This window comes from Paenirhodobacter hankyongi, from assembly GCF_003664585.1.
GTDB classification, from domain to species: domain Bacteria; phylum Pseudomonadota; class Alphaproteobacteria; order Rhodobacterales; family Rhodobacteraceae; genus Rhodobacter; species Rhodobacter hankyongi.
Genome location: NZ_RCHI01000004.1, coordinates 69,626 through 81,489, shown reverse-complemented (window position 1 = coordinate 81,489; position 11,864 = coordinate 69,626). Strand labels below are relative to the sequence as shown.

The following is an 11,864-nucleotide window of genomic DNA, read 5'->3' as shown; positions in this document are numbered from 1 at the left end:
GCCGTTTGCATTTTCAGGGGCGCCGCCCGCAAGCGGCGACGGATCACTCGAAATCCTCGCCCATCAGCGCGCGCTGGATCTCGCGCCGCACCAGCTTGCGCACGTTGCGGGTGATGCGCTCACCCAGCACGCCGCGCAGCTCCTCGCGGATCAGCTGCGCCACGAGGTCGCGCAGCGCCTCCTCGTCGATCAGACCGGCATCCATCACCGGTTCGTCATCGAGCGCCGCCTCGATCCCGGGCAAATCCTCGTCGCGCTCATATTCGTCACGGAGCGACTGATAGCTCGAGCGCAGGATCTCGGGCTTGCGGTCTTCCTCGAGCGCATCCGAAAGATGGAGCCGCCGCGGCCCCTGCCCCGTGGTCGCCGCAAGGTTCAGCGCCGCCTCGGTCCAGTCCAGCGCGCCCTGATCTTCGGTCCAGGCGTCGTCATGCAGATCGGGGTCATCCCCGCCCCCGGCCAGATCCCCGGCCCCAAGCGCAGGCTCGCCCTCGTCCTCGGGCGTCTCGACCGCCTCAACGAAATCCGCGGCAATGATCTCGTCGCGCAGATCGGCGGCCTCATCCTCGTATTCGGCACCGGCAGCCCCGGTCATGTCGTGCAGCAGCGCCTCGAGATCCTCGGTCGGGACATCCTCGGCGAAGGGCGCTTCGAGGTCCTCGGGGGCATCGCGCGACTCGGCAAACGGCGGCTCGGACAGCACGGTATCTTCCGGCATCGCAGCCTCGAGGGCCGCGCCGTCAGGCTCTGCGTCAATCTCGGTGGGTTCGGGCAAGTCGTCCGCGTCGAAACCGATGCCGAAGTCGACGTCATGCCCGACCACGGCCGCTTCCATCTCGGCAATGGTGCTTTCAAGCCGGCTCAGCTCCTCGCCGATATCCGCATCGGAACGCGCCTCCGGCGCCGCGACGGGCTCCAGCGGGGCTTCCTCGCCCGGCTCGACGCGCAGCGCGGGCGTCAGCACCAGGCAGGGCGCCTCCTCGTCCGCCTCGGCGCCGGCCTGTGGCGCGGACGCTGCCGGCTGCTCGGCCACAGGCGCCGCGATACGATGCGGCATGACGGGGGCACGCGCACTGCCTGCGTCTTGCGACACGAGGCGGCGGATCGACGTCAGAACGTCCTCGATCTCGATATGGGGTCCGGGCTCATTCATCACGCTGGCCATCCTGCGACGGGGCGGGGCCGCTGTCCAGCCCCGCACAAGGACAGAAAGCCCCGACCGCGACGGTCGGGGCAGATCATGACCGGGCCCACCGGCCCGGCCGCTTCTTCGGGGTCGATCAGGGCTTCTTGCCGATCGCCTGCAGCACGCGGTCAAGGCTCTTGCCCTGCACGCTGGTGACAGGCGCCCTCTCGACCGCATTGTAATAACCCGCCGGGTCATAGGTCGGGATGCCGAGCTTCAGGTCGTCGACCGTCAGCAGGCCCATGGCCGACAGGAGCTGATAATAGGCGACCTGCAGGTCGGCCTCGGCAGTGATCCGCGAGGCACGGGCATCGAGCAGCGTCTGTTCGGCGTCAAGCACGTCAAGCGTGGTGCGCGCGCCCAGCGTCGCCTCTTCCTTCACGCCCTGATAGGCGATCTGCGCCGCCGAGATCTGTTCGTCATAGGCGGTGATCTGGGCGCGATAGACGTCGATCTGCGCCCAGGCCTGGGCCACCGCATCGGCGATCTCCACCCCCGCCTCGCTCAGCGCCGCCTTCGCCTGATCGCGGCTCGCGATCGCCTGACGATGCACTGAGGACAGCTTGCCACCGGCATAGAGCGTCTGCGTCAGGCCGACACCGACAGACGTGCCCTTGTTGCTGCCCTCGTATTTGGTGAAGCCGGCCGAGCCGTCGATCGTCGGCAGCCGCTCGGCCGCCGCGGCCGAAACGCCCAGCTCGGCCATGCTGACGCTGTGCTGCGCCTGCTTGATCGAGGGGTGGTTGCGCAGCGCGGTCTCGCGCGCGGTCTCGAGCGACTTCGGCAGCGTCGGCGCCTTCGGCAGCGGCGAGAGCTTGTCCGGATAATGGCCGATCGACGCCTTGTAGGCCTCGCGCGCGATCTGATAGTTGCCGCGCGCCGCCGCAAGCGCCGCCCGCGCCGCGGCCTCGGCCGCCTCCGCCTGCGACACGTCGGTCTTCGTCACCTCGCCCACGTCGAAGCGGTCCCGCGCGGCCTTCAGGTCCTCGCCGTAGACGCGCACCGAATTCTCGTTGATCGAAACCTGCTCGGCGGTGCTCTTGACGCTGGTATAAGCGCTGATCGCATTCAGCAGCACGTTCTGTTCGACCGAGCGCAGCGCCTCGCGCGTGGCCAGCACCGCTTCCTTCTTCATGTCGATGGCAAGCCGGGTGCGGCCGAAATCATAGAGCGTCATCTGCGCCACGAGCGAGGTATAGGCCGTGAGCCGGTCGTAGGTCTTGTGCTGGGCGCGATAGGTGGCAAGCGTCGAATCGGTCGCCGAATAGCCGTAATCGGCGGTCCACTGCAGCACCGGGCGCAGCGCCGACACCGCCTGCGCGACATCCTCGTCCGCGGCGCGCAACGTGGCACGGTTCTGCTCGAGCAGATGCGAAGTGCGATAGGCCGACACCAGCGCGTCGGCGAGCGTCTCGGCCGAGACAGCAAGCGTGGACGTCATCAGCCCGAGCCCAGCCACGGTGGCGAGAAGAAGCGGTTTCAGGATCTTGCGCGTCATGCCTGGGTCCTCATCTGGGGGGTGCCGGCCACTTCTTTCGGCGGTCCGGGCTCCGGGCCGCCGAGCGGCCCAGATATTCAAATCTATCTATATGACCCTGAATAACGCGAAGCCGCGTTCAGAGCACGAACTCTTTTTCCGCGACGAAGCCCGGAATCACCGGGGCGGCCGCATTGAAGATGTCACGCCAGGCGATCTCGCCGTCGATCTTGCGGCCGATCCGCGCGACACCAAGCGCGCCCTGCATGAAGATCGCGGCGATGCGGCCGCCTTCCTTCAGCTGGCCGAGAATCGCGGCGGGAACGACTTCGACGCCGCCCTCGAGCAGAATCGCGTCATAGGGGCCGTGCTTGTCGGCGCCCGAGATCAGCGGCGCGGCGACGACGGCGGCATTGTCGGCCCCGGCGCGCGCCAGCGCGGCCTCGGCGAGCGTCGCCATGTCGCCCTCTTCGAGGGCCACCACGGCTTCGGCCATGCGCGCGATCACCGCGCTCGAATAGCCAAGGCCGCAGCCGATATCGAGAACGAGGTCAGTGGGCTGGATGTCGAGAGCGTCGAGCATCTTGGAAAAGCTGCGCGGCTCAAGCAGGACGCGGCCCGGCGCCAGCGGAACGTTTTCCCCGATATAGGCGGCCTCGCGGCGGGCGGGGGGAACAAAGTCCTCGCGCGGCACGGCGAGCATCGCCTCGATGATCGGGAATTTCGTCACGTCATTGGGGCGGACCTGAGTATCCACCATCATCGTGCGTCGCGTGGCGAAATCTTGCATCTTCTGAACTCTTCGGTCTGGTGTGCCTAGGATCGGTTTTGCCACAGAAAAACAGGCGGGGCAACAGATGCCGCGGCATCGCGCGGGGGATTGTGCAAGACCTCTTGCACGAGCGCCCACGATTGTTTAGGTGAGGGCATCCTTGAGGCTGGCGGGTTGGCGGAGAGGTTACGCAGCGGATTGCAAATCCGTGAAGACCGGTTCGATTCCGGTACCCGCCTCCAAATCCTATCAAGCACTTACGAGACAGGCAGCGCGCAGGCGAAATTCTGACAGCGCGCCTGGCAACATTCTCGTTCCGCGCCCGTCCCGGACCATACATTGCGACACATGGCAGCGGCGCACATTTTTCCCGCGCTCGGCCCCACCACATGCAGCCAGCCGCTCACCGCTTACCCTGGCGGCGCCTCTGCCAGACCGCCGAGATCCACATCCGAATTGCCCCGAAGAACGGCTTCAACGCCCTCGGCACCACCGAGATCGACCGCGCGGCCTGACCTTGGCCGGGGAAGGGCTTCACGTCCTGACGCCGACGTCTGCAACAAGGCCCTCGACCACCGAAACCGGCAGCGACCTCACAGGCTGCTGCACCCGGGGCAAGACGCGTCGAAAACTCCGGCGAGTTCACACATGGCGTTGACTGCCTCCCATGCACGCCGCACAGTAGTTCCAGTTTTTTCGCACAATTCACAGTTGTCCTCGTCTTTATTGAGGAGAGTTCCTTGTCATTAGCATTTGGCACGTCGGGGCTGCGTGGGCTCGTGTCAGAGATGACGCCGCAAACGATCGCGGCATGGACGAATGCCTTCCTTGTCGCCAGCCCGCCACCCGGACAGATTTTCGTCGGGCGCGACCTGCGCCCCTCCTCCGCCCCCATCGCCGAACAGGTGCGGTCGACCGCTCGCGCCGCGGGTCTTGCCGTGATCGACTGCGGCGTGCTGCCCACCCCCGCGCTCGCGCTGGCCGCCGAAGGGGCGTCGGCGATCATGGTCACCGGCAGCCACATTCCCGCCGATCGCAACGGGCTGAAGTTCTACACCCCGGCCGGCGAGATCACCAAGGAGGACGAAGCCGCACTCCAGGCGGCCCATGCTGGCAGCCGCGCCCCTTCCCCCGGGGCCGGGACGGACGAACAGCGCGATGCGCTTGCCGCCTATGCCGAGCGCTACACCCGCGCCTTCGGTCCGGGCGCGCTGGCCGGTCTGCGCATCGGCATCTATCAGCACAGCTCGGTCGCGCGCGACCTCCTCCGCGAGGTGATCGCCGCGCTCGGCGCCGAGGCCGTGCCGCTCGCGCGATCGGACACCTTCATCCCGGTCGACACCGAGGCCGTCGATCCCGGGACCCGCAGCCAGCTCGCCGCCTGGTGCGCCAGCCATCGTCTCGATGCGATCGTCTCGACCGACGGCGACGCCGACCGGCCGATGGTCACCGATGCGACCGGCGCGACGCTGGCCGGCGACGTCCTCGGCGTGCTCACCGCCCGCGCCCTGGGCGCCGAAAGCGTCGTCACCCCGGTCTCTTCCAACAGCATGGTTTCGGCGGGGCTCTTCCCCCGCGTCGTCCTGACCCGGATCGGCTCGCCCTTCGTGATCGCCGGCATGACGGACCTCCTGGCCGCCTCCCCCGCGGCGCGGGTGGTCGGCTTCGAGGCCAATGGCGGCTTCCTGCTCGGCTTTGCCGCCGCGACCGGCAACGGGCACCTCGCGCCCCTGATGACCCGCGACAGCCTGTTGCCGATTCTTGCGCCGCTCGTCGCCGCCCATCGCGCCGGAGAGACCCTGGCCGAAGCGGTGGCGAAGCTGCCCGCGCGCTTTACCGCGGCCGACCGGCTCAAGGGCATCCCGACCAGCGTGTCAGCCTCCCTGCTCGACCGGCTCGCGGCGACGCCCGACGCCCGCACCGCCGTCTTTGCCGAGGCCGGCCAGATTGCAGCGGTCGACACCACCGATGGGCTCCGGCTGACCTTCGCGACCGGAGACATCGTCCATCTGCGCCCCTCGGGCAACGCGCCCGAGCTCCGCGTCTACACCGAGGCCGGCAGCCCCGAAGCCGCGCAGCTCCTGCTTGCACGCTGGCTGTCCCGTGCCGCGCAGGAGCTTGCACCGTAACCTACGACCATCGCGATTGTTTTCTGCGTTTCCGTCCCCCTTGCCCGGAGAACCCACGCAATGAAAATCACCCCAGTCATCCTCTCGGGCGGGTCCGGCACCCGCCTTTGGCCCCTCAGCCGCAAGAGCTACCCAAAGCAGTTCGTCAACCTCATCGGCGCACACACCCCGTTTCAGGCGTCCGCCCGGCGCCTGACCAGCGCCAACGGCCTGACCTTCGCCCCGCCGCTGGTGCTCACCAACGCCGATTTCCGCTTCATCGTCACCGAACAGCTCGCCGACGCCGGCCTTGCCCCAGGCGCGATCCTGATCGAGCCGGAAGGCCGCAACACCGCCCCCGCCGTCCTTGCCGCCGCCCTTCACGTCGCGGCCTCCGATCCCGACGGCGTGCTCCTCGTCGCCCCCTCCGACCACGACATTCCCGACAGCAAAGCGTTCCATGACGCCGTCACACGCGGCCTCGAGGCGGTGGCCGAGGGCAAGCTCGTCACCTTCGGCATCTCCCCCGACCGCCCCGAGACCGCCTATGGCTACCTCGAACTCTCCACCCAGCCCGACGGCAGCGGCGCCCCCATCGCGCTCTCGCGCTTTGTCGAGAAACCTGATGCGAGCGGCGCCGCCGAGATGCTCGCGGCCGGCAATTACCTCTGGAACGCCGGGATCTTCCTGTTCGCCGCCCGCGATATCCTCGCCGCTTTCGAGACGCATGCGCCGGCTCTTGTCGAACCGACCAGAGCCGCCGTCGCGGCCGCCCAGGCCGACCTCGGCTTCCTGCGCCTGGCGCCGGCCCCCTGGTCCACGGTGGAGGAGATCTCGATCGACTACGCGGTGATGGAAAAGGCCCGCAATCTCGCGGTGGTGCCCTTCTCGGGGCACTGGTCGGACCTTGGCGGCTGGGACTCGGTCTGGCGCGAGATGGAGCCTGACGCAAGGGGCGTGGTCGCCGGCGACCGCACGACGGCCATCGACTGCCGCGACACCCTGTTGCGCTCTGAAAGCGAGCATCTGGAGGTGGTCGGCATCGGCCTTGAGGGCATCATGGCCATCGCCATGTCGGATGCCGTGCTGATCGCCGACATGCGCGAGGCGCAGCAGGTCAAGAAGGCCGTCACTGCGCTCAGGGCGAAAGAGGCCCGTCAGGCCACCCATTTCCCCAAGGACCACCGGCCCTGGGGCTGGTTCGAAAGCCTCGTCACCGGACCGCGCTTCAAGGTCAAGCGCATCCACGTTCACCCCGGCGGGCGGCTCAGTCTGCAAAGCCATTTCCACCGCGCCGAGCACTGGATCGTGGTCGAGGGCACCGCACAGGTGACGGTGGGCGATCAGGTGCATCTGGTCTCTGAAAACGAGAGCGTGTTCGTGCCGCTCGGGATCAAGCACCGACTGGAAAACCCGGGCCGTGTGCCGATGGTGCTGATCGAGGTCCAGACCGGCGCCTATGTCGGCGAGGATGACATCGTGCGTTACGACGACATGTATGCACGCGGACAGGGCGAACGCGGATAGCCGAGCGGCCTCGCCGCGCACATCGCACGGAATTCACGCCGTGCGAGGTGATCGTGCGGACGTCGAAGCGCCTCGGCCAAGCCCTCCGGCGCAGAGGCGGCGGGGATCATCGCCGCTTCCGGTTTCTGGATCAGGTCACCAACCCATAACTGAATACACAATAGAGCTTCGAATTGCCTCCACCTTTTCACGCGGGTAGCCTTCGCTGCCAGCGATTGCGCGTCGATGAATGGAGGTTCCGGTGAGCACGGCGAGATCCGCAAAGACCAACACCCGGGCCCCGATGAAACGCGCGGCGGACGTGGTCGAGAAGGTCTATGCTCAGGTCCGCGAGATGGCCGTGGAATACCGCTTCCGCCCCGGCCAGAGAATCAACGAGGTCGAACTTGCGCAGCGTTTCGGCGTCTCGCGCACGCCAGTACGGCAGTCACTCAGCCGGCTGGTGCATGAGGAATTCGTGACCTTCGTGCCGAACCGCGGCTTCTATGCCCGCGAGATCGCCCCCGAGGACCTGCGCGACATCTGCGAATTCCGCGCATTGCTCGAATGCGGCGCCTATCGGCTGTCGATGCAACGCGCCTCCCCGGGCCAGATCGACGCCCTTACGGCCGTCCGAGCCAAGACCACCGCGAGCGAGAACCGAGACTGCCTTTGCGAGGCTGACGAGCAGTTCCACGTCGAGCTCGCGAAGATGTCGGGCAACCCCCATGCCGTCACCGCGCTGCTCGACGTGAACGCCAAGTTGCGCTTCTTCCGACGGATCGACCTCGAAAATCCGACGCGACGCGAGGCGACCCATGACGCGCATGTGGCCGTGCTCGACTGCCTGCGCCGGCGCGATCCGGCGGGACTCGAGATCCTGCGCCACCACATCGTGATGAGCCCGGATCACGCGATCGAGGTCACCAAGGAAGGGTTGGCACGGATCTTCTTCGACTCGCGGCATTAAAGGGCAAGGGCACCACTCCGGGGAAGCGGCCGCAACCGGGACGCCACTCAGCCGACCGAAGCATCCACAAGAACCTTGCGATTGCGCGAAACCCGCTCGGCGAACCGGCGCGCCAGCCTGCCGGGCACCAGCAGACGCACGGGCACCGGCGTGCCACCCGATGCAAGCTCCGGAAAAAGCGTGAAGATTTCCTCGCGCGCCGCGGGGCCGACGGATTTCAGCGCCTCGGGACCGGTGAACAGGCTCTCGGTCACCGCCCCGGACGAGAACACCAGCTGATGCGCATCGAACAGGAGATGCCAATAGGTGACACCCGCGAGATCCTCGAGAACCTCGATCCCGTCGAGCGCGAGAAGGTGCTTTGCCGCGACCAGCACCTCGGCCTCGCCGAACATCCGCCTGGCCACGGCCGCGCGCACCAGGACCCGGTGCTGCGGCGAAACGATCAGATCGGCCTCGGGCAGCCCCGCCCCGAGGGCGCCGGCGCGGATGCGGACCGGCCGCAGCTGCGGGCTCATCGCCAGGTCGCCCGACGTCAGGCGCCTGGACCCGATCCAGCGAATCGGGCGATACCCGTCGTCGAAGGTCAGCACGAGATCGCCCACGCGCAGCCGCTCCACCGGCATCTCGCCGCGCAATGTCTTGATCGGCGTGCCGCCGGCAAAGCAGGGAACCCCGCCGCCGGGAAAATACTGCGCATTGGCATAGAAATGCAGCGTCGTGTTCACCGTTCCGGTGATCCGCGTCAGCAGGTCCGGCGCGCCCTCCGGATAGATCAGGTACTGGCTTGCCCCCGAGCGCACCAGAATCACCGGATAGCGCACGGCAAGATCGCTGACGAAGCCCCCCATGTAGCCGACGCCCAGCACCGTCGCGTCGGTCAGGTCGGGAATGGCGTCGAAGAGCGGCATATTCGTGTTGTCGTGGTCGATCGTCTCGCCCACCGAGATGCCGCCATTGCCGCTCTGGTCGTCGGCGGTCAGCGTGCCGGTCTGGGTTGCCAGCGCACCGAGATTGAGCGGATAGTTCACCTGATATTCGTTGCCGGTCGAGAAATCGATGCGGATCGGACTCACGACCCGCTGGATCGCCGTTCCGGAAATCTCGAAGCTCATCCGATCCCCCCGCAGGTCTTGCGTGGCGACGGCAGCCGTCTCGACACACGCCCGTGCCCCGTGGGCTCCCCCGCCCGACAGACACACCTCACGGCCCTCGGTACAAAGGGCAGGCTTAAGGTGACGTTAAGGCAGCACGCCACGCGTGGCGCGCAAGACGCCCCGCGGATGCGGGAAACGACACAGGGGGAGTTCGGACGAAGGGAGAAGAGTGCGCAGCGCGGACCGCCGCAGGCGGTCAGGCGACACGCCCCCCGACCGGAAGCGACAGTCGCGGCTGTCCCAAAACGGAACGCCACTCAGTCGTCTTACAGCACGGAAGGGGGAAATGGTGCACCCGGAGCGATTCGAACGCCCGACCCTCAGATTCGTAGTCTGATGCTCTATCCAGCTGAGCTACGGGTGCGCTGTGCGGCGGGATTTAGCCCCTGCGTCGGGGGGGCGCAAGAGCTAAATCGAGATTATCCGAAAGTTTTTTCGCCCACCCGTCCGGCAGGCCTTTCGGGACCCTTCGGGCTCAGCCCTGCGGCACCAGTGCGACGCTGAGGATTTCGCGCAGCTTGCCGCCGTCACCCGCGGCGTTCTGCTTCACGGTCTTGGCCGGGTCGATGCCGGTCAGGCCCGCGGCCTCGAGCTCGGCCATCAGCGCATCGGTGGGCTTGCCCGCCATCTCGGCAAGCGAGGTGATCGTGGCATTGCCCATCGCGTCCATCACCACCTTCGGGCCAAGCCCCGCCCCCTCGACGACGCCGGGGATCAGATTCGGCACGAAGGTCGCGACCAGCGCGAGCGCACCAAGCCCCATGATCGTCGCCGCGAGCGGCCGGCGCAGATACAGCGTGAACGGACGCCAGTTGAGAATCAGGTGGGCGATGGCGCCCGCCACCAGCACGAAGCCCGCCCATTCGTGAACCGTCTTCATCGTCGCGGTATCGAGATGGAAGAACATCAGCACCCCCGTCACTCCCATCAGGAGGAAGGAGCCGATGACAAGCGGGGTAGCCCAGGAACGCAGAGACACGGAAATGGCCTTTCGAAACGATTGATCTGCCGATGTTACGCCCGCCAGATCCGCTTCCGTCGCGGCGCGATGCCGCAGGCCCGCTATTCCTGCGAGGCGATCGCGAATTCGCTCGGCAGGTGCATCTTGAACTCGGTGCCGTCGGCATCGGTGCGCACGAGGTCGAGCCGCCCGCCGTGACCGCGGATGAGCTCGGCCGAGATCGCAAGGCCGAGCCCGGTGCCGCCCTTCTTCACCCCGCCCGAGAACGGCTGGAACAGGTGCTCGCGGGCGCGTTCGGGCAGGCCGGGGCCGGTGTCCTGCACGCGAATCCACCAGCCCTCGGGTTCCTCGCCCGCGCCGATCTCGATGGTGCCGGGCTTGCCCGTCGCCTCGATCGCCTGGCGGGCGTTGCGTACGAGGTTCGACAGCACGCGGTAGAGCTGTTCGCGGTCGGCCCGGATCTCGAGCGCAGGCGGCACGTCGGTGACGAAGTCGATCTGCGCGGCATCGGCCGGCGGCTGCTCGCTTTCGGTCACCTCCTGCACCAGCGCAGCGAGCGGGAAGCGGCACAGGCTGGGCGGCGGCTCCTCGGCCCGCCCGAAGGCCAGCGTCGTCTCGCACAGGTTCACCGCGCGACCGATCGAATTCATCAGCTTCGGCGCAGCACGCTGCACCACCGGATCGTCCGAGCCCTCCATGCGGTCGGCGAAAAGCTGCGCCGTGGTCAGGATGTTGCGCAGGTCGTGGCTGATCTTCGCCACCGCCTGACCAAGCTGGGCGAGCCGCTCCTTCTGCTTCAGCGCGGCGGTCAGCTGCCGCTGCATCGAGGCCAGTGCATCCTCGGCCACGCGCAGTTCCTCGATGCTGGCCTCGGGGGCGATGATCCGGCGCGCATCCTCGGGCGCCTCGGCATAGGCCGCCATATGGGCCACGACGCGCTTGATCGGCACCACCATCAGCCGCCGCACCAGCCAGAACAGCAGGAAGGCGGTGATCACCGAGACCAACGCCGAAAGCGACAGCAGCCGCAGCCCGTATTCGATCATCGCGATCCGCATCGGCCCGGTGGCGAGCGTGACTTCGATCACCAGCCCGCCCTTCTGCACCGGATCGCCGATCACCCGGATCACGTGATTCTCCGGATCGGCCAGAACCGAGAGCGCATCGCGCACCCGGGTCCAGAACGTCGATTCGCGCAGGTCATAGGTATCGGCGATCGGCTGCGGAATCGGCGAGGACAGAACCAGCTGCCGCACCGCATCGCGCCGCAGCACGACGTTGTAGACGCCGGCGTTGTTCAGAAGCTCCTGCTCGAGGTCCGGCTCGATCATCTGGTCGGTGGTCAGCAGCGCCAGCGAGGCGATCTGGGCCCGTTCGAGTCGCGTCAGCAGATAGTCTTCGCGGAAATTGGCAAGGCCCGGCAGAAGGATGAGCACTTCGGCCAGCACGACGAAAATCGTCGTGAGCAACAGGAACCGGCCGGAGAGTGTGTTGATCTTCATCCTGATACGCGCTGCGGACCGCCTGCCGCGGCCTCATTCTCCGCCTGTAACACCAAAGCCGGCATTTCGCATGAAATACCAGTTGTTACCGCGAATAAATAGGCGCCGGCAGGGGCGGGCGGAAGGGCGCGCATCGCTGCAGCCCCCTCGTGAGCGGCCGCCAGCGCATTGACGCGAGAAAAAGACGCACAGATCAATTGACTTGCCGTCCGGTTGCCCCTAAAG

General features: G+C 67.2%; 10 protein-coding genes and 2 tRNA genes. 5 read left to right on the top strand and 7 right to left on the bottom strand.

Features of this window, described 5'->3' with window-relative positions; all coding sequences use genetic code 11:
• Positions 1 to 43: 43 nt before the first annotated feature.
• The 3 genes from DYS74_RS05415 to DYS74_RS05405 form a co-directional block, all read right to left on the bottom strand.
• Positions 44 to 1,153: a hypothetical protein gene (locus DYS74_RS05415; protein WP_121531699.1), complete on the bottom strand. Its 1,110-nt coding sequence runs from the start codon at positions 1,151 to 1,153 to the stop codon at positions 44 to 46.
• 127 nt (positions 1,154 to 1,280) lie between these two features.
• Complete coding sequence (locus DYS74_RS05410; RefSeq protein WP_121531697.1) at positions 1,281 to 2,684, bottom strand: TolC family outer membrane protein; 1,404 nt, start codon at positions 2,682 to 2,684, stop codon at positions 1,281 to 1,283.
• 118 nt (positions 2,685 to 2,802) lie between these two features.
• Entirely contained in the window at positions 2,803 to 3,453 is a 651-nt protein-coding gene (locus DYS74_RS05405; RefSeq protein WP_121531695.1) for a protein-L-isoaspartate O-methyltransferase family protein, read from the bottom strand.
• 150 nt (positions 3,454 to 3,603) lie between these two features.
• Between DYS74_RS05405 and DYS74_RS05400 the strand changes: the two genes are divergently transcribed.
• The 5 genes from DYS74_RS05400 to DYS74_RS05385 all read left to right on the top strand — a co-directional run bounded on the left by DYS74_RS05400 (position 3,604) and on the right by DYS74_RS05385 (position 8,019).
• A tRNA-Cys gene (locus DYS74_RS05400) sits at positions 3,604 to 3,677 on the top strand.
• 147 nt (positions 3,678 to 3,824) lie between these two features.
• Entirely contained in the window at positions 3,825 to 3,950 is a 126-nt protein-coding gene (locus DYS74_RS19025) for a hypothetical protein (protein WP_281272454.1), read from the top strand.
• Positions 3,951 to 4,175: 225 nt separating this feature from the next.
• Positions 4,176 to 5,564 (top strand): phosphomannomutase, encoded by a 1,389-nt coding sequence (locus DYS74_RS05395; RefSeq protein WP_121531693.1) that lies wholly within the window; start codon positions 4,176 to 4,178, stop codon positions 5,562 to 5,564.
• Positions 5,565 to 5,624: 60 nt separating this feature from the next.
• Entirely contained in the window at positions 5,625 to 7,070 is a 1,446-nt protein-coding gene (locus tag DYS74_RS05390; protein ID WP_121531691.1) for a mannose-1-phosphate guanylyltransferase/mannose-6-phosphate isomerase, read from the top strand.
• A gap of 241 nt (positions 7,071 to 7,311) precedes the next feature.
• Entirely contained in the window at positions 7,312 to 8,019 is a 708-nt protein-coding gene (locus tag DYS74_RS05385) for a GntR family transcriptional regulator (RefSeq protein WP_220668826.1), read from the top strand.
• Positions 8,020 to 8,066: 47 nt separating this feature from the next.
• Here DYS74_RS05385 and DYS74_RS05380 read toward each other — a convergent pair whose 3' ends face one another.
• From DYS74_RS05380 to DYS74_RS05365, 4 genes are all read right to left on the bottom strand, one after another.
• A complete protein-coding gene (locus tag DYS74_RS05380; RefSeq protein ID WP_121531687.1) occupies positions 8,067 to 9,134 on the bottom strand; it encodes a Hint domain-containing protein in 1,068 nt (355 codons plus the stop codon).
• 329 nt (positions 9,135 to 9,463) lie between these two features.
• Positions 9,464 to 9,540: transfer RNA gene (locus tag DYS74_RS05375), tRNA-Arg, on the bottom strand.
• A gap of 111 nt (positions 9,541 to 9,651) precedes the next feature.
• The gene (locus DYS74_RS05370) at positions 9,652 to 10,155 is read right to left on the bottom strand and encodes a DUF4405 domain-containing protein (protein WP_121531685.1); all 504 of its coding nucleotides are present in this window, start codon (positions 10,153 to 10,155) and stop codon (positions 9,652 to 9,654) included.
• 83 nt (positions 10,156 to 10,238) lie between these two features.
• Entirely contained in the window at positions 10,239 to 11,639 is a 1,401-nt protein-coding gene (locus DYS74_RS05365; protein WP_121531684.1) for a sensor histidine kinase, read from the bottom strand.
• Positions 11,640 to 11,864: the final 225 nt, after the last annotated feature.